The sequence below is a fragment of the Paraflavitalea sp. genome (genome assembly GCF_059502485.1).
Genome location: NZ_JCACET010000008.1, coordinates 2,146,941 through 2,170,025 on the forward strand (window position 1 = coordinate 2,146,941; position 23,085 = coordinate 2,170,025).

Annotated in this window: 12 protein-coding genes; 10 read left to right on the plus strand and 2 right to left on the minus strand. The window is 48.8% G+C overall.

What is annotated here, in order from left to right:
• Nucleotides 1–240 precede the first annotated feature (240 nt).
• The 10 genes from AC5JBY_RS11250 to AC5JBY_RS11295 all read left to right on the plus strand — a co-directional run bounded on the left by AC5JBY_RS11250 (nucleotide 241) and on the right by AC5JBY_RS11295 (nucleotide 20,782).
• Nucleotides 241–3,477 carry a SusC/RagA family TonB-linked outer membrane protein gene (locus AC5JBY_RS11250; protein WP_495904683.1) on the plus strand — a complete coding sequence of 1,079 codons (3,237 nt, stop codon included), beginning with the start codon at nucleotides 241–243 and terminating at the stop codon, nucleotides 3,475–3,477.
• Between the two features lie 10 nt (nucleotides 3,478–3,487).
• Nucleotides 3,488–5,296: a SusD/RagB family nutrient-binding outer membrane lipoprotein gene (locus AC5JBY_RS11255; protein WP_495904684.1), complete on the plus strand. Its 1,809-nt coding sequence runs from the start codon at nucleotides 3,488–3,490 to the stop codon at nucleotides 5,294–5,296.
• Nucleotides 5,297–5,310: 14 nt separating this feature from the next.
• Entirely contained in the window at nucleotides 5,311–6,420 is a 1,110-nt protein-coding gene (locus AC5JBY_RS11260; RefSeq protein WP_495904685.1) for a glycoside hydrolase family 99-like domain-containing protein, read from the plus strand.
• A 14-nt stretch (nucleotides 6,421–6,434) separates the two neighbouring features.
• Entirely contained in the window at nucleotides 6,435–8,690 is a 2,256-nt protein-coding gene (locus AC5JBY_RS11265; protein WP_495904686.1) for a GH92 family glycosyl hydrolase, read from the plus strand.
• A 123-nt stretch (nucleotides 8,691–8,813) separates the two neighbouring features.
• On the plus strand, nucleotides 8,814–10,067 hold the full coding sequence (locus AC5JBY_RS11270) for a glycoside hydrolase family 99 protein (RefSeq protein ID WP_495904687.1): 1,254 nt from the start codon (nucleotides 8,814–8,816) through the stop codon (nucleotides 10,065–10,067).
• Nucleotides 10,068–10,355: 288 nt separating this feature from the next.
• Nucleotides 10,356–11,477, plus strand: a complete 1,122-nt coding sequence (locus tag AC5JBY_RS11275; protein ID WP_495904688.1) for a beta-1,2-mannosidase — start codon at nucleotides 10,356–10,358, stop codon at nucleotides 11,475–11,477.
• An 8-nt stretch (nucleotides 11,478–11,485) separates the two neighbouring features.
• Nucleotides 11,486–13,714: a GH92 family glycosyl hydrolase gene (locus AC5JBY_RS11280; protein WP_495904689.1), complete on the plus strand. Its 2,229-nt coding sequence runs from the start codon at nucleotides 11,486–11,488 to the stop codon at nucleotides 13,712–13,714.
• 122 nt (nucleotides 13,715–13,836) lie between these two features.
• Nucleotides 13,837–15,381 carry a family 43 glycosylhydrolase gene (locus tag AC5JBY_RS11285; RefSeq protein WP_495904690.1) on the plus strand — a complete coding sequence of 515 codons (1,545 nt, stop codon included), beginning with the start codon at nucleotides 13,837–13,839 and terminating at the stop codon, nucleotides 15,379–15,381.
• 379 nt (nucleotides 15,382–15,760) lie between these two features.
• Nucleotides 15,761–19,117, plus strand: a complete 3,357-nt coding sequence (locus tag AC5JBY_RS11290) for a glycoside hydrolase family 2 protein (protein WP_495904691.1) — start codon at nucleotides 15,761–15,763, stop codon at nucleotides 19,115–19,117.
• Nucleotides 19,118–19,171: 54 nt separating this feature from the next.
• Nucleotides 19,172–20,782 (plus strand): sialate O-acetylesterase, encoded by a 1,611-nt coding sequence (locus AC5JBY_RS11295; RefSeq protein WP_495904692.1) that lies wholly within the window; start codon nucleotides 19,172–19,174, stop codon nucleotides 20,780–20,782.
• A gap of 106 nt (nucleotides 20,783–20,888) precedes the next feature.
• Here the strand turns inward: AC5JBY_RS11295 and AC5JBY_RS11300 are convergent, their stop codons facing one another.
• Together AC5JBY_RS11300 and pnuC are read right to left on the minus strand one after the other, a co-directional pair.
• Nucleotides 20,889–22,001 carry an acyl-CoA dehydrogenase family protein gene (locus tag AC5JBY_RS11300; RefSeq protein WP_495904693.1) on the minus strand — a complete coding sequence of 371 codons (1,113 nt, stop codon included), beginning with the start codon at nucleotides 21,999–22,001 and terminating at the stop codon, nucleotides 20,889–20,891.
• 118 nt (nucleotides 22,002–22,119) lie between these two features.
• On the minus strand, nucleotides 22,120–22,773 hold the full coding sequence (gene pnuC / locus AC5JBY_RS11305) for a nicotinamide riboside transporter PnuC (RefSeq protein WP_495904694.1): 654 nt from the start codon (nucleotides 22,771–22,773) through the stop codon (nucleotides 22,120–22,122).
• Nucleotides 22,774–23,085 lie beyond the last annotated feature (312 nt).

Genomic DNA, 23,085 nt, shown 5'->3' on the forward strand with positions numbered 1-23,085 from the left:
TCAACCTGTCAACTTATTAACCTTTTAACTCATCACTTAATCGTTTAAGTCAAACTTTTTTCATCCCATAAAGCCCCATTAATCTTTTATTAATCATTCATTATGAACCACATCCCACATTTGTAACACGTAAGCCTTATCCCGCTGTCGGCCTCACCACCGGCATGCGGGTTACTGCTTATAATCAACGATTTGCTATTATGAAAAAAACAACCCGCTTTTATATTTAAACTAACGATTATGCGAATCTGCCTCCCCTTGCTCATGGCATTGTTGCTCATGAGCGCCCAGGCCTTTAGCCAATCCCGCTCCATTCGGGGCATCATTACCGACGAAACAAAAAAGCCCATGCAGGGCGTCAGCATTGTGGTGAAAGGTACCGCCAACGGTGCCAGCACCAAAGCCGACGGATCATTTAGCCTCAACGTCACCGGCGACAACGTCGTCCTCATTATCTCACACTCCGGTTTCGCCCGCAGGGAAATGCCGGTTACCGGCAACGAGCTGATACAGGTTACCCTGTTACCGGTTGCCGACAATATGGATGAAGTAGTCGTGGTGTCGGCCCTCGGCCTCACCCGGAAAGCCAAATCAGTAACCTATTCATCACAAAGCGTAGATGCTGACCGGCTTACCGAAGCTCGTGATGTAAACATTGTAAACGGACTGATGGGTAAAGTAGCCGGCCTCCAGGTCACTACTACCGGACAACCGGGCTCATCCAGCCGCGTGGTTATCCGGGGCGAAGGCTCCATCACCGGCAACAACCAGCCACTCTGGGTAGTAGATGGCGTACCCATTGCCAACAACATTTCCGAAAGGAACAACCTCGACTATGGCAACACTGCCGCCGACCTTAACCCCGACGATATAGAATCCATCGAAGTGCTGAAAGGCCCCAACGCGGCAGCCCTCTATGGCTCCATGGCTGCCAACGGGGCCATTCTCGTTACCACCAAAAAAGGTAAACCCGGCGATAAGAACCTGGGCATCTCAGTCAACCAGAACATGATGTGGTACACCATCACCGAGTTCCCTGCCTACCAGAATGTATATGGAGAAGGCAGCGGAGGAAGATTGGTGGGCGGTGCCAACCAGCTTTTCCCAGGTACCGGCGCTATCAATATGGGCACCAACGATAGGTCCTGGGGCGCTCCCATGTTAGGCCAGCCCTACAATGACTTTTCAGGCAAACCCCTGTCCGGTGGCTATAGCCCACAGCCAGGGAATGTTACCGACTTTTATAAAACAAGTCTTACCAATACTTCCAATATTGCCCTCAGCAAGTCGGATGCAGTATCCTCATTCAGGCTTTCCTATACCTACACAAAAAGTGATGATGTACTGCAAAACCAAAACAAGCGCGACAAGCATAACCTGAACCTGTATGCTACCCGCAAGCTGGGCACCAAAGTGACATTGGATGCGAGGCTCTTGTTCACCATGGACGATATGAAGAACCGTACCTACCGCAACCTCAATCCGTCCAGTCCCATGTCGGCCTATGTATACCTGCCACGCAGTACTAATCTCTCCGCCCTTACTCCCTGGGCAGATGCCAATGGCAATGCTCCGGGCCTTGGAAACTATGGTACAGTAGAAAATCCTTATTGGATGCTCTATGAAAATGAGAACAGGGATACCAGGAACCGTTACATCGGAGGCGTTATCGCTACGGTAGAGATCGTCAAAGGATTACGCTTCCGCGGACAGGCCACTGGCGATATCGGCACCTTCCAGGGATACGAATACCGCGAGCTCGGTTCATTAAGACAAAAAGATGGCTTCTTCTCCAACCGTATGCAGGAAGAGCGCAACTGGAACTTTGAAGCCATGCTCCAATTCAATAAGAAGATAAACGCAGACTTCACCGTTACAGCCAACGCTGCCACCAACCTCGCAACCTTTAACTCAGTAGTGAGAGAAGCGTTTATGGATAGACTACTGGTACATGATAAACCCAGCATTCACAATGCCAATACCCAACCCAGGGCCAGCGAAGCACTGGTGAGAAGACAAATAGGATCAGTGTACGGCAATGCCACAGTAGGCTTCAGGGATTTCCTGTATGCAGATGTCACAGCCCGTGCCGATAAGTCTACCACCTTGCCCGATGGAAACAACCTCTACTTTTATCCATCAGTAGGCGTCAGCTTTATCTTCAGCAACTTCGTGAAAAACAAAGACCTGCTTAGCTATGGTAAGTTGAGAGCCTCTTGGGCCAAAGTGGGTAACTCAGCACCACCAAACTCCCTTACCACCAACTGGTCGAATGGTGGCCTTTTCCTCGGCAACCCAACATTCAACTATTCTACCCGTTTGAACAACTACGAACTGAAACCGGAACAAACCGTTTCTCGTGAAATAGGAGTAGAGTTGGGATTGTTTAAACAACGGGTGAACATCACCGCTACCGTATACCAGGCCAATAGCACCAACCAGATCATTACCGCCAATACACCCAACGAAACAGGATTTAACCAGCGCGTAGTGAATGCAGGAGAAATGCGCAACAGAGGCATTGAGCTCACTGCCAGCGTCAATGTGATGCGCAGGAAAAATTTTAGTTGGGATGTAAGAGCCAACTGGTCGAAGAACGATAACCTCGTTATATCATTGCTCGATGGCGTGCCTACACTTCAGTTGGGTAGCAACCTCGGCGCCACTGTCAATGCCGTAGTGGGAATGCCCTATGGTGTGATCATGGGTACCATTCCATACTATGTAGGCGATACCATTTTAGTGCAGTCCAATGGCCGCCTCTATCCCGATATCAATAAATATGTGGGCTCATACCGTCCCGATTGGTTGGGCTCTATCGGATCTACAATACGTTACAAAGCCTTTGACTTCTCCTTCCTCGTTAATATCAAATCCGGAGGAAGCCTTTATTCAGCTTCTTATGGCCGTGCCAATGGAGTGGGCAATACACTTGAAAGCCTCGAAGGCCGCGAAGAATGGTTCTTCAGCAACTTCATCCTTGGTGAGAACGGAGATGAAAGAATGGGAATTGGCCAGCAGGTAGGCGCTAACCGTGTGCCCTATGCAGACAGTCGGGTAAAAGGAAGAAGATATAAAAACTCATACTTCCCCCTCACCGATGCCAACGGCGCCATTGTACTCGACAAAAATGGCCGCATGATACCCGGCAAGCCCAATAACATCTGGGCCGAACCCACACTCCTGGCCGGCGACTATACCCTCAACAACACAGAATACATTACCTACGATGCCAGCGCCATCAGGCTCACAGAGCTGGTAATCGGATATACCGTTCCCAACAAAGTATTCAAAAATGGTTTTGTAAAAGGTGTGCGTGCAGCTATCGTAGGCAGAAACCTCTGGCTCATACACCGCAACACACCACGCGGAATAGATCCCGAATCAGCCAACACATCGGGCAACGCGCAGGGAATAGAATCAGGCGGATCATTCCCCTATGCGCAATATGGATTTGATGTTAAAGTAAACTTCTAAACCCGCAACAATGAGAAATTACATCATAGCGATAACACTTGTCATAACAACCGTACTCTCCAACTCCTGTGCGAAGAACTTTGTGGAGATGAACGTAGACCCCACACAGTTTACGGAGGTTACGCCCGAAGCTGCTCTCCAGGGTACATTTAAACGACTCAATGATTTCATGTGCAACGGCAATTACAACGCCTATTGGGATATGGCCAACCTTATTAATTCAGGTAGCCGTTACGGCAGTGAAGAAAGAGGACTATGGCAAAACATGTACGTCAATGTGCTCGAACCTATTAATCAGGTAAAACTCATCTATGGCAGCCAGCCCGACTTTAACAACCGGGTACAGATAGCCCGTATTTGGGAGGCTTACACCTATTCCATACTCGTGGCCACATTCGGGCCTATGCCTTGCAGCGAGGCCAACAACCGTGATCACCTCGCTTCCGTTAAGTTCGACGATGAAGATTCAGTATACATCTATATACTCAATACACTCAAAGATGCGGCTGCCAAAATGGATGTCGCACGAACACAGGACAGACTTGTATACGATGCGATCTATGGAGCAACAGCTACCTCACTGATTAACTGGAGGAAATTTGCCAACACCTTACGCTTGAAAATAGCATTGCGTTGCACCATCAACCTGCCCCAGGTATCGGAAGAGCACATTCGTGATGTCATGAGCAATGAGGCCAATACCATCATTGCCGAAAGTGAAACCACTAAAATGCTCTATGAAAACGTGATCGGTAATGAGAACCCCCAATACCAACGCTTCAAACGTGGCTCCTATACACTCGATCCGCCGAGCATGAACGATTACCTCTTTGTACACTTCAGGTCATATAAAGATCCACGCATCGATGCCTATTTTGATTCCGTGCCCACCGCCAATGCAGCCGACAGGTATTTGCTGAGAGATACCATGCCCAGCAGGAACGATGATTCACTGCGCGTGGTAGATTACAGAATACCTCACTTTGGAAGAGTCAAATCACCTGCAAAACTACCGGGATGGTCAGCCCTCAACGGTCTTATTGATCCCCTCGGACAAAACGTGAAGCTCACCACATACTCGCGCATGAAAGGATATGGCTGGGGACCCAACAACCAGGCCATTGATCCCGCCACAGGCTTATTGGCGCCCGACAGACCCTTCATCATCCTGTCCTATGCCGAATCACAATTACTCAAAGCAGAAGCCGCAGCAAAAGGTTTCGGCGGTTCTAAAACAGCCGAACAATATTACAACGAAGGCATAGATGCCAACTTCGCTTACTGGAAAATAAGCAACACTGCACGCGATGCCTATAAAGCAAGAGATGGTGTGAAATGGGGTACCGTGGGAGTAGGCTTTACCGATTACGTAAGCATCGTGCGCGCCGATATTCCTGCTGATCCCCTCGCTAAAATATACACACAGCAATGGCTCAACTATTTTCCCGATCAGGCCTTTGATGTATGGTGCATTCAACGTCGCACCCGTACGTTCGATTTCTCACCACACACCAATCCCGGCAGTGGGGTAGTAGCCACACCTTGGTTGGAAATACCCATGCGCGCCAGCTATCCTACGTCAGTGATCAACCTCAATCCGGCTGGTTACCAGCAGGGATTGGTGAAACTCGGAGGATTGCAGAACGACGTAAACCCGCTCATTCCACTCAGGTTTGCAAAACAACACACCTCCAAAGATTGGAATGCAGTACCCGTTGCCTATAGCACACGCTACATGCAAAAATGGTATGGAGACTACGTGCAGGATCTTACTGCTGCAGGAGTTACCTATACCCTCATCTCAACTTTCAAACCCTGATTCAAGCTTGTTGTATGAAAACGAACAAACACACGATATACACACTCATAATAGCAGCCACCTGTTTATTCGCCTGTAAGAAAAACGATGGCCCTTCAGTAGACGATTATTTCCTAAACTATGAGATCAAAGAAATACCCGTCACGAGCGATTACACGGTAGGCGCCTTCTATTATTCCTGGGGCACTTTCAATGCCAACATCAAAGAAGTACCCACAGTAGGCAAGTACCAATCACCCAATGGCAACATTCCGGTCGATATCATGAAAAAACACATCGATACGGCCAGCACAGGAGGATTGGATTACTTCGTATTCCAGGTACGTTCCGTCAGCAGGGACCTAAATAACTTCCGGTTCGACTCCCTGATGGTAAAACGTTTCATTGATGCCAATACAGACAACAAGATGAAGTTTGCAGTAGCCTACAACTTCTCTACAGGCAGCTATAGCCTCAGCGCTACCAATATGCTCGACACGAGTGCAGTGCGCCTCGACCAGTGGTGCAAAGACATCGAAAAATTCGCTTCCTGGTTCCAGAATGCCAACTACATGAAAGTAAATGGCAAAACACTCCTGTACATCATGAACGCACACCAGCTCTTTACTATTGATGCAAAAGTGGTGTACAATACACTGCGTACACGCCTTAGCGCAATGGGCTTTGAACTGTACATAGGAGGCATGCAAGACCGTTGGACGCCACCGGCACGCTACATCTTCCGATACAAAGGAGGAGTAGATGCTATCTTCCATCAGTCATACGTATCCAACCTCAACCAGTACGACAGATTCTACCTCTTGCCACAAATGATGGATCAAAACTGGCAGTATTCACGCAAGTATTTCAAGGACTCGGCCAATGTCGATTACATCCCAACCATCAGCCCGGCATACAATGGCACCATCACCAATCCGGCTAATACGAACCCGATAGTAGGCAGAGCCGATAACGGAGAGATGTACAAGAAACTTTGTAACGTAGCTAAGATGAACGCCAGCGAAACAACCCGTCTTATCCTCATCGATTCCTGGAACAAATGGGATGAAGACCTGCAGTTGGAACCTGCACTCAGCTACGGTAAAAAATACCTGGAGCTCACTAAATCACAATTCAAAAAATAAATACACGTACCCGGATGATACCATCAGCAAGGCGCTGCGCCTTAATCACAGCCCTGTACCTTACCCTTTCCGTCGTTCGTATCCAGGCACAGGTCACTGCACTTGATTACATCGATCCTACCATCGGCAATGTGGGCACACTGTTGCAGCCCACAAGGCCCACGGTACAATTACCCAACCAGGTAATGCGCATGTTTCCCATTCGCCCCGATTACATGGACGATCAGATCAGCAGCTTTCCCATGCTGGTGGTATCACATCGACTCGGCGAAGCATTCTCCATGAAGCCGTTTAGTAAGCAGGTCACAGTAGATAGCTGGAAACAGGAACTAACTTATGACCATGACCTGGAGGTCACACGCCCATGGTACTATTCCACCTTCCTCATAGATGAGGACATCACGGTGGAATTTGCACCCGGCAAAAAGACGGGCATCTTCCGGTTTGAGTTCCCGCGTAACGCTGCACAAAAAGCCCTGCTGCTGGATATTTACAACAAAGGCGCAGGAGGTTGGAAATTGACAGGCGGTCGCGAAGTAGAAGCCATGGAAACCTACCATGATGATATTAAGATATATCTCTACGGAATGCTGAGCGCAAATGGTTCTGTGCAGGTGGTTACAAACAACCAGCTTGGTGCAGTACAAACCAGTGGAGGCACATCACCCAAAACCATGATCAGCTTTCCGGTAAGCACTACCGGCAAAATAGAATTCAGGTACGCCATATCCTACATCAGCCCCGAACAAGCAAAGAAGAACTTTCAGCAAGAGTTGACCAACACCACCTTTGAGCAGTTAAAAGCCAACGGAGAAAAAGCATGGGCAGGTGTCATCAACCAGATACAGGTAGAAGGCGGCACCCCGGCACAGAAACGTACATTCTACTCCGCACTCTACCGCTGCTACGAAAGAATGGTCGACATCACAGAAGACAACCAATATTATAGTGGATTTGATAAAAAGATTCACGATACCAAACGCCCGTTTTACGTAGATGATTGGTCATGGGACACCTACCTCGCTCATCATCCATTGAGAACGATACTGAATCCTGCGCAGGAAGAAGACATGCTCAACTCCTATGTAAAGATGTACGAACAAAGCGGTTGGATGCCTACCTTTCCCGTACTCTTTGGAGATCATGCCTGCATGAACGGATTCCATTCGTCCGTTACCTTCCTCGATGCACACCGCAAAGGATTGAAAAACTTCGATATCCGGAAAGCATACGAAGGCATGAAGAAAAATGCCAACGAAGCCACAATGGTGCCCTGGCGCAATGGCCCCAAGTGTGAATTGGACGATATCTATCACACGAAAGGTTATTTCCCCGCATTACATCCGGGAGAGAAAGAAACCGTATCCATTGTACATCCATTTGAAAAGCGCCAGGCAGTAGCCGTTACACTGGGCGGAGCTTATGACGACTGGGCAGTAGGAGAGTTGGCAAAAGAGTTGGGCAAACAGGAAGACTATAAGTTTTTCAACGCCCGCGGCTACAACTACAAAAACCTGTGGAGCGAAAAAGAACAACTCTTCATGCCAAAAGATGCGGCAGGTAACTGGGTCAACATCAATCCAAAATTGGATGGAGGCAAAGGAGGACGCGATTACTACGATGAAAACAACGGCTGGACCTATCTCTGGCAGGTACAGCATGATGTGGAAGGATTGAAGAAATTATTGGGAGGCACTGACGCCTTCGAGCAAAAACTCGACCAGCTGTTTCGTGAAGGATTGGGATTAAGCAGATATGTATTCTGGAACAGCTTCCCCGATGCCACGGGCAACGTAGGACAATATTCCATGGGCAACGAACCAAGCTTTCACATTCCTTACCTGTACAACTTTACAAGCGCACCTTGGAAAACACAGAAGCGCATACGCTTCCTGCTCGACACCTGGTTCAAGGATAACATCTTTGGTATACCCGGCGATGAAGACGGTGGAGGCATGACAGCCTTTGTAGTATTCTCGGCGATGGGCTTTTACCCGGTGACACCTGGCGTACCGTTATATACAATCGGCAGCCCCCTCTTCGAAAAAACAACCATCAACCTGAAAGACGGTAAGAAATTCACAGTCATAGCAAACAAAGCATCTGTAGTCAACAAATATATCCAGAGCGCAAAGCTGGACGGCAAGCCATTAAATACACCTTGGTTCACCCACGCCCAACTCATGGCCGGCGGCAAACTGGAACTGGAAATGGGCCCAAAACCCAATAAAACCTGGGGCACCGCCCCACAACAAAGCCACGGCTTTTAAAATTCAACAGTCGCCAGCCTCTGGCTGGTGACGCCTATTTCCAAGCCTCCGGCTTGGAGCCGCGAACAGTAACCGTGAACAACAACCCATACCCTGCAACCTGAAACTTGTAACACAAAAAATATGTATCGCTATCTTTTAACCATACTCTTATTCACCATCACCACTGCCTTCGCGCAGAAACACAGCCCAACCTCCGCCCACACCAGCTACAAAGGGCTGGTCATGGCTGGCTACCAGGGATGGTTCAACGCCCCGGGAGATAGTGCCAACCGTGGCTGGAACCACTATGTAGCCAGAAATAAATTCGAGGACGGCAACTGCAAGTTCGATATGTGGCCCGATACCCGTGAATACAAGATTACTTACGAATCGCCATTCACCCTGCCCGATGGAAGCCCGGCCAAACTCTTCAGTTCTTACGACGCCTCCACGGTTGATCTCCATTTCAAATGGATGAAACAATACGGGCTCGACGGCGTGTTTGTACAACGCTTTATAAGCAACCTGAAGAACCCGCGTAGCCTCAACCACAATAATGTGGTGTTGGCCAACGCCCTGAAGTCGGCCCGTAAATACGACCGCGCTATTGGCGTTATGTACGACCTCAGCGGTATGAAACCCGGTGATGGAGTGAAAGTAATAATAGAAGACTGGAAAGCATTGGTAGATAAAATGAACATGACTACCGGCGGAAAGAAACAGCCATACATCTACCACAATGGCAAGCCACTGGTTACCCTATGGGGAGTGGGCTTTGCAGGACGTGAATACAAATTGGCCGATGTACAGCCGGTGATCGATTTCCTGAAGAACGATCCGGTATATGGAGGATGCGCTGTGATGTTAGGTGTTCCCACGCGCTGGCGCGAATTACAGGGAGATGCGGATAGCGATAGCAACCTGCACAAGGTATTGAGGCAGGTAGACATAGTACAGCCCTGGTTCGTTGGCCGGTTCACCGAAAAGAACCTCGATCAGATGCAGGCCCGTGTCAAAGGAGATATGGAATGGTGCACAGCCAATAAAGTAGATTTTGTACCGGTCATCTATCCCGGTTTCACCTGGCACAACATGTACCCCAACAGTCCGCAGAACCAGATACCACGCAACCGCGGTAATTTCTTCTGGAAGCAGATCGTTGCAGCCCTGCAGGAAAACGTGCCTATGCTCTACATCGCTATGTTCGATGAAGTAGATGAAGGGACAGCCATCTTTAAAGTATCCAAAAATCCACCCACAGGTAAAAGTCGCTTCGTGACCTTCGAAGAAGACATCCCGGAAGACTACTACCTGTACCTCACCGGCCAGGCTGGCCGCATGCTACGGAAGCAACAGCCCCTGCAAACAGCAGTGCCGCCACCGGTAAAGAAGTAACAACACACTTCTTTGTCATTTCGAACGGAGCGATAGCGTAGTGAGAAATCTGCTATCGAAGCAAAGGTGTATCTAAGTAAAGGCATATCGAAGCAAAGGCATATCGAAGTAAAGGTATATCGATGTAAAGGCATATCGAAGCAAACGGAATTGCCCGGCCCTTTAGGGCCGGGGTTAAAAAAACAAAGTCCCTTTGGGCTTTAGCCCAATTTTTCTCAGCCTCCCAAAGGAGAGATCCCGAAGGAACTCTGCTGACAAAAAAGTAAATTCGGGTTAAAACCCGATTGTATGTACGCCATAAGAAAAACACTCGTACAACTCCTACTGACAGGAGTAACAATATCAGCCTGTGCACAGGCAACAAACAACAACCCATGGCCACTGGGCACTTTTGTCCGCCCGGCCAATGTCAATCCGGTCATCGCACCCGATAGCAACAGCCGCTTCTATTGCCCGATGAATAAGAAGCAGGTAGATTGGGAGTCGAACGACACCTTCAATCCGGCGGCAATAGCAAAAGATGGAACACTCTATGTTTTATACCGGGCGGAAGACAAATACGGCATTGGCATTGGCTTCCGTACTTCGCGCATTGGACTGGCAGCAAGCAAAGATGGGTTGAATTTTACCCGGCAGCCAGCACCGGTATTATATCCGGCAGAAGACACGCAGAAGGACATGGAGTGGCCCGGAGGATGCGAAGACCCGCGTATTGCAGTAACTGAAGACGGAACCTATGTTATTTTATATACACAGTGGAATAGAAAAGTGCCACGCATTGGAGTAGCCACCTCCCGTGATCTGGTAAATTGGACCAAGCACGGTCCGGCATTTAAAAAAGCCCACGGAGGAAAGTTCTTTAACATACCAACAAAATCAGCATCGATCATTACCACGCTGAAAAATGGTAAACTGGTCATTGCTAAAATACAGGGCAAGTACCACATGTACTGGGGCGAGTACCAAGTGAGCATGGCCACATCAGAAGACCTGATCAACTGGGAGCCTGTGCTGGATGAAAAAGGAGAGCTAAAATCTGTCATTAAAACGCGTCGAGGATATTTCGACAGCGATCTCACAGAATGCGGCCCGCCCGCACTGTTGACTGATAAAGGCATCCTGCTCCTGTACAATGGTAAGAACAACAAAGAGCATGGCGATAAAAGCTATACGCCCAACAGCTATTGTGCAGGACGTGTACTGATGGATGCAAAAGATCCCTTCAAGGTCATCGTGCGTGATGATAAGCCCTTTCTGGTACCCTCGGAAAGCTTTGAGAAAAGCGGCCAGTATCCTGCCGGTACAGTATTCATAGAAGGACTGGCATATTATAAAAACAAATGGTTTCTCTATTACGGCTGTGCCGACTCACGCGTGGCAGTAGCCGTATACGATCCGCAATCACCATAATCAACAATATGTTCTCGTACACAAAAACATTGATCCGTACCAGCGCTTGCATCCTGCTTGGAATAGCAACGTTCAATACACAGGCCCAGTCATTGACCTCCTACGTCGATCCCCTCATCGGCTCCGGCAGCCACGGCCACGTATTCGTAGGCGCCAGTGTTCCCTTCGGAGCTATACAACCCGGCCCAAACAACTTCTATAAAGGATGGGACTGGTGCTCAGGATACAATTATGGCGATAGTGTTCTTATTGGTTTTTCACAAACCCACCTCAATGGTACCGGCATTGGCGATTTGGCCGATGTGCTCATCATGCCTTACACCGGACCCATAAAAACAGACAAAGGAAGAGAAAAAGAACCCGGCAGTGGTTACGCTTCCCGCTACACACACGCTACAGAAAAAGTCCGCCCCGGTTATTACGCGGTCACCTTGGCCGATTACAACATCAAAGTAGAGCTCACCGCATCGGAGCGGGTGGCTTTCCATAAATACCATTTTCCGGTAGGTAAAGAAGCACACGTGATCATCGACCTCAAAGAAGGCATCAATGATCAAACCACTGATAGCTATATCAGGAAGATCGACGACTACACCCTGTTGGGCCGTCGACACTCCAAAGGTTGGGCCAAAGATCAATGGCTTTACTTTGCCATTCGTTCCTCCATACCACTCAGCAACTTCAATGTATACGATAACAACCAGTCATTGCAGGCCGATAGCGGCACTGGTAAAGCCATCAAAGGACTAATTAGCTTCGATAAAGCCCCGGCTACCTTGCAGCTGAAAGTCAGCATCTCACCGGTGAGCCCTGAAAACGCCTTGGCTAATATCACCGCCGAAGTGCCACATTGGGATTTCAGTAAAGTAGCAAAAGAAGCAGATAATAAATGGAACAAGGAACTTTCACGCATCAGTATTCAAACGAAGAGCACAAAAGATAAAAAGATATTCTACACCGCACTCTTCCACACGATGATCAACCCGGCCCTGTTCAATGATCACAATGGAGATTACCGTGGCGCAGATAAAAAAGTATATACCGGCGCAAAGTTCCAGAACTACAGCGTATTCTCATTGTGGGATACCTACCGCGCTACAAATCCATTATTCACCATCACCCATCCGGATCGCGTCAGCGATATGATGAATACGATGCTGGGCATTTACCAGCAGCAAGGCAGGTTACCCATCTGGCATTTGATGGGCAATGAGACGGGCACGATGGTAGGCATTAGCAGCTTACAGGTAGTGGTCGAAGCATACCTGAAAGGAATAAGAGGCTACGATGTAGAAAAAATGTACGAAGCAGTGAAAGGCACAGCCATGTCCGATTCACTGGGCATGATGTATGTGAAGAACCTGAAACCCATACCCGCAGATCGATCTGCCCGTTCAGTAGCCCGTGCGTTGGAATATGGCATCAGCGATGGCAGCATAGCCCTGTTGGCAAAGGCACTGGGCAAAACAGAAGACTATGAGTACTTTTCAAAGCGGGCCAGAAACTACGAGCTTTACTTCGATCCGGCATACCAGTTCTTCAAAGGCCGCCTTTCCGATGGAGCCTGGAAACCAACCTTCGATCCGGTTAAGTCCTACCGCCCCTGGGCCGATGACTATGCAGAAGGTAACGCCTGGCAATACCTCTGGTTGGTACCACACGATGTAGAAGGATTGGAAAAACTATTGGGAGGTCGCGAAACATTCATCAAAAGGTTAGATACCTTCTTCACATTGGTGCCGCCACATGATCCCAACGCATTGGTTGACCTCACGGGTCTCATTGGACAGTACGCACATGGCAACGAACCCAGCCACCACATCACTTATTTATACACGATGGTAGGCCAGCCTTGGAAAACAGCAGAGAAAGTCCGCCACATCATGAAAGACATGTACCACGATCAACCCGATGGAATCATTGGCAATGAAGACTGTGGACAAATGTCTGCCTGGTACGTATTCACATCACTGGGCTTCTATCCCGTATTCCCGGCCTCTGGCAAATACATCTTTGGCAGTCCTTTGTTCGATAAGGCCACCATCAACCTGCCCAATGGCAAAAAGTTTACCGTAGAAGCCATCAACAACAGCGCTGATAATATCTATATCCAAAGCGTAGAGTTAAATGGACAACCATACACAAACAACTACCTCCTCCACAGCGACCTCATCAAAGGCGGCATACTAAAGATCCGCATGGGCAATAAACCCAACACTCAGTGGACAACTAAGTAAAGAGGTGAATCGAAGCAAACGGAATTGCCCGGCCCTTTAGGGCCGGGTTAAAAACAGGTACTCCCTTCGGGCTTTAGCCCAATGGAATGTTTACCACGAAAACAGTTATCTTAGCGAGTACTATGAATACAAAGTTCGTGCGTCATACCATGCTTGCTTGCCTCATCATATTAAGCGTAATTACCAAAGCCGCCGGTAACACCAATCCCGTAATCCCCGGCGACTGTGCCGACCCTTCCATCATCAAAGTGGGTGACACTTACTATGCCACTGGCACTTCATCCGAATGGGCGCCACACTTCCCATTATTCACATCCAAAGACATGGTCACCTGGAAACAGGTAGGATATATATTCAATACAAAACCCGCCTGGACAGGCTCATCCTTCTGGGCGCCCGAACTCTTCTACCACAACAACACATTCTATGTGTACTACGTGGCCAGAAGAAAAAGCGATAACATTTCCTGCATAGGAGTAGCCACCTCCAAAGACCCGCTGAAAAGATTCACCGATCACGGAGTGATCATCGAACATGGCAAAGAAGCCATTGACGCTTATATACTCAACGACAATGGCACGCTCTACATGACCTTCAAAGCCTATGGCCTCGACAAACGGCCCATCGAAATACTGGCCTGCAAGCTATCCGCCGACGGATTGAAAAGAGAAGGTGATTACTTCAGCCTCCTGCGCGATGATGCCCGGCAGGGCCTGGAAGGACAGGTGCTCATGAAATGGAACAACCACTACTACCTGTTCTATTCAGCCGGAGGCTGCTGTGGGCTTGGCTGTAGTTACAATGTGCGCGTAGCGAGAGCTACCACCATTCAGGGGCCATATACCAATTACGAAAGCAATCCCATCCTTGCCGAAGGCGAAGCATGGAAATGCCCCGGCCATGGAACCTTTGTACAAACAGAGGCCAATAAATACTTCTATCTCTACCACGCCTACAGCAAAAAAGATGATGTGTACACGGGCCGTCAGGGATTGTTGGATGAGCTGGTATGGAATGAATACATTGGCTGGCCACAATTTAAAAACGGCAAAAGCCCTTCAGTACAGGCACCGGTAAGTAGTGTTGCGCAGATAGCTTCCTCCAATATCCGCGACGATTTCAATACTGCTAAACTTCCCCTCTACTGGCAGTGGGACTTCCGCCACACAACACCGATAACAAAAACTACTAAAGGAACATTATACCTGTCAGGCAACGCCGATACCAGCAACCACACAGGTACAGCCATCACAGTGCGACCTGTATCTGGAGATTACGAATTGAACACCGAAGTCGTCAATAACAACACCTCCCTTAAAGGACTTACCCTGTACGGTGATGCCAACCAATCGGTGGGCATAGCAGTGATGAACGATAAAGTACAGGTATGGGAAGTAAAGAAGAATCAAAAAAACATATTGACAGAAGCAGCAATAAATAAAAAGCCTGTCCGCCTGCGCATGCAGGTCGAGGCAGGTTACCAATGCCGGTTCTTCTGGAGCCAGGACGGCAACCAGTGGAACGAACTCAAAGCAGGAAACCAATCCTACTACGACGGCAGGCACCTCCCACCTTGGGACAGAAGCCCACGCCCCGGCCTTCTCCACTTTGGCAGCAACACCGCCCCCGCCGCCTTCTCTTTTTTCAGCATCACCTATAAAAACTAATGGTCTCCTGTATTCACTCGCTCGCCTCTGGCGAGTGAGGGTATTGTAGGGCCTCTGGCCCTTCGAAGTAAAAGTGTTTTCGCTCTGCGAGGCTTGTAGCCTCGCAGCCCTATTCCAGGGCCTTTGGCCCTATCGGGTACGCTTACGAACAAGTTGTTTCCTGAATTCTAAATTCTTTCCCTCAATTAAGCATTTATTAATCCTCCTGTTAAGCCTTCCATCTTTAATTGCATCCTGCCATCCTCTGCAGTGTTGCTTGTAGAGTTGTCGCTCTCTGCAGGTGACGATAAGCTGCAAACTCTTTTTTTGAATGGGTGTCAATCAGGTGGGTCGTTTTTGCAAGTAAACGGCTCACCACTTTTTAAAACAACAGGAAATAATGAGTGCCATCAGAAAGATCAGGAACAACGTATTGCTAAGTGCTATTTTGCTACCATGCCTCACACAGGCCCAACGTACCGAATACAAACAAACATTTGCCCCCACCGAAAGCTGGGTAAAACAAGCCGAGAAACCTTACCGTCAGGATATTTGTCTCAATGGCCATTGGCAGTTCCAGCCGATAGCCTTGCCGGCAGGATTTAGAGAAGGAGTTGACGCAGTACCTGTGCTGCCGGCGCCCAATGCACAAGGCTGGGAAAAAACACTCATCCGGATACCTTCACCTTGGAACGTCAACAGCTTTGCCGATAGGAACGGACAAGGTGGTGACTTCCGCACATACCCCAGCTATCCCGCCACATGGGAAAACATAAAAATGGGCTGGCTGCGCAAAACATTCACAGTGCCTGCCAGCTGGAAAGGACAAAGAATGCAATTACACTTCGAAGCAGTGGCCGGCGATGCAGAGATCATTGTCAATGGAAAGAGCATCGCACATCATTTTGGCATCTTCCTGCCATTCAATGTCGACGTAACCGATGCCATAGAGGTAGGTAAAGAAAACGAACTGTTGATCGGAGTGCGCAAGGCTTCTCTGTTCGACAAGCGCAGCGATTACGGCCGCCGCACCTACCAGGCAGGATCATTTTGGGGCCAGCACATTGCAGGCATCTGGCAGGACGTATACCTCGTGGCATTACCGCAAGTCCACATCACAGATGTATACGTCCAGCCGAAAGTCGATGCCGGTACACTCGAAGCAGAGATCACCATAGCCAACAACAGCAATACCACTGCAAACATATCACTCGGCGGCAAAGTATTCCCTTGGGTGGCCACAACAGGCAAGCTAGGTGCTACACCTGCTTTGTCTACACAGCCAGTCACGGCTACAGTTCCTGCAAAAGGAGAAACAAAGATTACTTTAACAGCAATAGTAAAAGGACAGCTGAAACAATGGACACTGGGGAATCCTAATTTATATGGACTCGTAGTACAAGCTACAGTCAACGGAAAAACCATCGACAACAAATACACCCGCTTCGGCTGGTGCCAGATCAAACTACAGAACGGAGAAGTATTACTCAACGGAAAGTCCATCGTCATGCGTGGCGACTCATGGCATTTTCTCGGCATACCACAAATGACCCGCCGCTATGCGGCGGCCTGGTATCAGGCTATGCGCGATGCAAAGCTCAATGCAGTGCGCTTGCACGCGCAGCCATACCCATCCTTCTACCTCGATGTGGCCGACGAAATGGGCATACTGGTATTAGACGAAACAGCCGTATGGGCCAGCGATGGTGGACCAAAGCTGAACGATCCTGCCTATTGGCAGGATAGCCGCACACACCTGGGCGAGCTGATCCTGCGCGATCGCAACCACCCCAGCGTATTTGGATGGAGCGTATCCAATGAGGTCATGCCGATTGTGCGCGGCGTAATGCGCAACCCGTCCGGCATGAAAGACACGCTCGTCAAATACTACGGAGTATGGGCCGACATCTGCCGCAAACTCGACCCCTCACGCCCATGGATATCAGCCGACGGAGAAGACGATGGCGAAGGCCACCTGCCGGTATACGTAGTCCATTATGGAGGATTCGATGCCATGAACCGCGCACAGAAAAGCGGTAAACCATGGGGAGTAGGGGAGGCGGGCAATGCATACTATGGTACACCAGAACAGGTAGCCGCTACCAATGGCGACCGCGCTTATGAATCATTCCTCGGTCGCATGGAAGGAGTAGCCGCTTCATCATACCAATCCCTCATAGCACAGAAAGAAAGGAAAGCCGTATACCAAAGCGTTTTCAACATGGTGTGGTATGGCCTCGCGCCTGTGCCCTTCGGTATGAAAGATCCCACCAAAGCCCCGACACTCAATGACGGAGTTTACTTCACACACTTTAAAGAAGGCGAGCCCGGCGTGCAGCCCGAAAGACTGGGACCTTACAGCTCAACCCTCAACCCAGGTTACGATCCCTCGTTCCCTGTATACACTACATGGCCTTTGTTTGACGCCATACGCGATGCGGCAGCAGATAAAGTAGTAGATAAATGGATGGCGCCGAAACCGGCAGCAGAAAAACTCCTGACAGTACAACCAGTAAAGCAAGTACAGGTACTGGCAGGAACAGGAGGTACACTGGCATCATCATTGAAACAAACCGGTGTTTTATTCACCAAAGAACTGCAAGGCATTCCTGATCTGCTCTTCATTGACGGAGCCAATCCACCCGCAGCCGATAGCCGTACACTGATAGAAAAAGTAACAAACAATGGCGGCACGGTGGTAGTGTGGGGAGTTGATAAAAATAAACAAGACGCATTGAGCCAGCTGCTGCCTGCATCATTACAGGTTACTGATCGCACAGCTACTTCATTGGTGAAGTTTGCACAATCTTCTACAGCCCATATCAAGTTTAAGAATCCACTCGATAGCATTGTTACAGGCATCACCGCCCCCGATTTGTATTTTTCAGAACTGCGTCCGGCAGAGATCACAACGCAGGGACTGACAGGTCCACTCGTTCAACAAAGTCGCGTGCTTTTAAGAGCCAATGAAACAGACTGGATGCGTTGGAACAAACAACCTGAATATGCAAAGACAGGTATGGTGTTCAGGTCCGAAGTGGAAGCCAAACCAGCCGGCGCAGTCCTCATAGCAAAAGAAATGGGCAAAGGTCGTTTATTGGTTACCACACTACCTGCCGCACCACGTCTCGCTAAAGCAGAGAAAACGATCCGCATGTTACTGGCCAACCTGGGCACACCGTTGGGCACAGGTAGCGATGCAGGTAAACCCTTGCTGAAAAACGGCACCATCGTACGCACATTATTGTCAGGAACCTGGCCGATAGAAAACCTGCAGGACGGGGCCGGTAAAAACTTTATCGATCCAGCCACAGGCGATATTATCAAACTAAATACAAATCCTAATGGCAAGCCCTGGAGCCTCTTACACGAAGAAAGCGGGCTGGTTGATTTTACCAAAGTAAAAATGGAAGGCCCTAAAAACAATGCCGTCGCTTACCTTAGCTTTTGGGTATCGAGCCCGCGCGCTCTGGACGATCTGCTGATAGAGCCCAACATTCCGGTGGTGAACATGGAAGTGGCAGCAGATGATGCAGTACAGGTTTGGCTCAATGGAAAACAGATCATCAACAACATTCGCAATGGCGATCTGGACAACGGCAAGGCAAAAGCAGATGCACTCAAACTCCACCAGGGTTGGAACCACTTCCTCATCAAAGTGATCCAACTCGGAGGAGAATGGAAATTCACCGGACGCCTCACCTGCAACCAACCCGATTTCCTCGCCGATCTGGAATCAGCTTTACAAAAACCATAACGATCTTTGTCACCCTGAGCTTGTCGAAGGGCACATACAATAAACACTCGTCATATGAATAAAACAACAGGCTGTACCCTTTTACTTATTACGATAAGCCTCTTATGTACATATAGCACGATAGCCCAGTTGAAGCTGCCAGCTATCATCAGCGACAACATGGTATTGCAAAGCAGTCAGCCCATACCAATCTGGGGCTGGGCCACGCCGGGAGAAAAGATCACCATTACATTCAACGGAAAAATCTTCACCACCACTACAGGCAGCGATAGCAGTTGGTCGGTAAAACTAAGCAGCTACAAACCCGGCGGTCCTTATGAAATGAACATAAAAGGAACTGCTGAAGAAAAAACAATAAATAATATCCTCATAGGCGAAGTCTGGTTAGCTTCCGGACAGTCCAACATGGAATTTGGCATCCAGAAAGAAGAACACGGAGCAGCAGCCATTGCTCAGGCCACGGATTCGCTCATACGTTTTTTCTACGTACCAATGGCAGCATCACTCAAGAGAGAAAAAGATATAGCACCAGTACCCGACGGATCTCTTCATGGGAAGTGGGTTGTATGTTCACCTGCGACAATGGCTGCCAAATGGGCTTGGAGTGGTTTCTCTGCGGCAGGTTACTACTTTGCGCAACAAATAAGAATAACCACAGGTAACTCCGTAGGAATGATCGGCAGTTACAAAGGTGGCACACCCGCGCAGGCATGGACCAGCGTAGAAGGTTTACAACAAGATACCGCGCTGGCGCACTACCTCAGGAGAAGACAGGAGATCATCGATAATTATGAAACAACACAAAAAGAGTATCCGCAAAAGCAGGCAACCTTTCAGGCGGCCAATAAAAAATGGTTGATAGATTCCATTGGCCCACGGCCACAGGCGCCCACATCACCCAATGGTGGCTTTGGAGCACCAGCCAACCTCTTCCACGCAATGATTGCACCTTTGATACCATATGCTATCAAAGGCGTGATCTGGTACCAGGGAGAAAGTAACGGCGATCGCCTGCCCGCTGCATTGGAATACGCTACATTATTCCCGCGTCTCATCAAAGACTGGCGGCAACAATGGAAGCAGGGAGATTTTTCTTTCCTCTTTGTGCAACTCACGAGCTTTCGCCCGGCAGCCAAAACGCCGTCAGAAGGAAACTGGCCATGGGTACGCGAAGCACAAACCAAAACATTATCACTCCCCAATACAGGCATGGCAGTAACCACCGACATTGGTGATGCGAAGGATATACACCCTACCAACAAGATGGATGTAGGTTTACGATTAGCCATCGCTGCAAGATCAGTAGCATACCACAAAAAGCTCATTTACGAAGGACCAGTCTATCGTTCCATGCAGATAAAAGGAAATGAAATACACATCACCTTCAAAAACATTGGCGGGGGATTGGAAGCACGTACATTAATGAGAATGTCACTACCCAATCCACCATTGTATGGTTTTGGCATCGCCGGCGAAGACGGACAATTTGTATGGGCCAAGGCCCGCATCGAAGGAAACAAAGTAATAGTGTCCAGCGACGCCATCAGGAATCCTGTAGCAGTTCGCTACAACTGGACCGACAATCCGCCCGGCAACCTCTTCAACAAAGATGGCCTGCCTGCCGGCCCTTTCCGTACCGACAACTGGCCACCACCAGCTAAATAGGAATAAACAACTCGCTCGCCTGCCCGCCGAATAGCGGGATGCGAATATTTTCACTCGCTCGCCTCTGGCGAGTGAGGGTATTCCGTAGCCTCTGGCTACTTTGTAATTACTCCTGCGGAAAAACCAACAACGAATGCTGACTGGCAGTATGCATATCACGCCACACGCGGTTGATCTCAGTAGAAGGGTCAGCCGCAACAATACCACAAAACGGATACAACATATCTACTTGCTGCCGTGCAATAGCTGCCAGCCGTCGGCTGGTATGACTGATCGATTTCAGTAATTCATCAGATACCTGCTGCTCCGAAACCATAGCCTGCCACGATTGCTCGATAGCAGTATAAAATAAGTTACGGGCCTGCTGAAGTTCCTGTACAGCGGCTTGCTGTATAGATAAAAGAGGGGGAACGGCAGGTCGGTTGCTGGGAAAGGGGCGATTGACTTTCTCTTCAAACAATTCACGGCAAAGATCGAGGAAATGAATAGCCATACCTGAATAATTAACCGCCAGCGTTGCTTCAGCAAATTGTAAGAAAGGAAAATGATACACGGGATGCGGCAAAACAGCCTTGTCCGGTTCAACGACGAAAGTCCTGTTTAAAGGCACGTGAACATCCTGCACAGAATAACCATGACTACCCGTGCCAACCATGCCAATACTGCTCCAGTTCTTGATGATCGATACTTCATCCGGTAGGAACCAGAAAGATTGCACAAGCGGATTACCGGCAGCATCTTCCAGCGGCACACCGTTTTTTTGTATACGGCAATTAGCCGTGAAAGCAGTAGCATGCATAGCACCGGTAGCATAATTCCATTGCCCGGAGATCACATAACCATCATCAGTAAGCTGGGCAACGCCACCAGGTTTACCACTACCTGCCAGACACACTTTAGCATCAGAATAAATTTCCTGTGCTGCCGAAGGTGGCAGGAACCCAACAAACCAGTTGGCCCCGCTGCACAACGTCACGGTCCAGCCGGCACTGCCATCCGCCCAGGCCAGCGCCTCTTCTATGCGTAGTGCTTCAGGCAGAGAAAGCTCCAGCCCGCCATATTGTTTCGGCACATATAAGTTGAACCAGCCCTGCTGATAAATGATTGCCAGTTGCTCATCATGCAACCGTCCCAAAGTCTCCGCTTCAGGGGATAATGACCTGATCGATTGAACAAACTCCTTTGATAAAACCTCCGATGGATGAACCGCTATAGTCATAATAAAATAAGTAAAAGATTAAACGTGAAATTGAACCTCCTCCAATACCACAGCTTGCATCTGATAATCGACAACTGTGAACATTAGTCCTGCAACCTGAAACTTGTAACCGCAAGCTTTAACCCTCAACTCCCAACTCCCTGTGCTGAATTCCTGACTCCGAACTTTGCTCTCCCTTCAAAATTCTACTCCACTTAAAATATCCAAACACTGCTACAATAAACAGAAACAACGTCAGCCCTGCATACAGCGGAAGCTCCTTATGAAACAATAAAGGAATGGCAAAAGCATTCGATACATTCAGCAAGACCCAGTTCTCGATCTTACGTTTGGCCAGCAGCCACATCCCGGCCCAGGCAGTACAGCTCACCCACGCATCCCAGAAAGGAACAGTCGAGTCGGTGAATTGCTTCAGTGCGAAAGACAACAACACAAAGCCAATCACCACGATCAGCGATACGGTGATCCAATCCTGCCGGTTACTGCGCGTGATCTTGATGGGCGGCTCATTTTTCTTTTTCACCCAATACCACCACCCATACACACTCATTACAATGTAATAACAGCTCAATAGACACTCGGCATACAGCCCCGCTTTAAACAAAATGAAAATAGAAAGACTGGTAGCGGCAAGGCCGGTAGGGTAGAGCCATATCTTATTGGCTTTGGCGAAAAGTACTTCCGATACGCCCAGCGCCAGGGCTACCCACTGAATAAACGGCGTTTCCGCCAACTGCTGACCTAATAAAGTAAACCACTCAGAAATGTTCATACGAAATAAATTAAAAATGATCGTACGAACCCAAAGGGAGACAAATGCGCTCACCACGCACCGGTAATTATTATTCCTCATCCCTACGCCGGTATTATCCGGATCAGGTGCTTGAAAGAAGCGAAGCTTTACGAGTCAATAGCCTTTTCAACCTATTAACCTCTCAACTTTTCAACTCCCTCCAATGGGTATAATCTCAGCCTTTATTTCAGTCTCCCGCCGAAACGGGAAAACAAGGCACCCCTCGAGTTGTAAGACCGCAAAGATAAGACTAAAAAGAAAAAAGCACTTTTCTTTTATGGAATAAAGAGT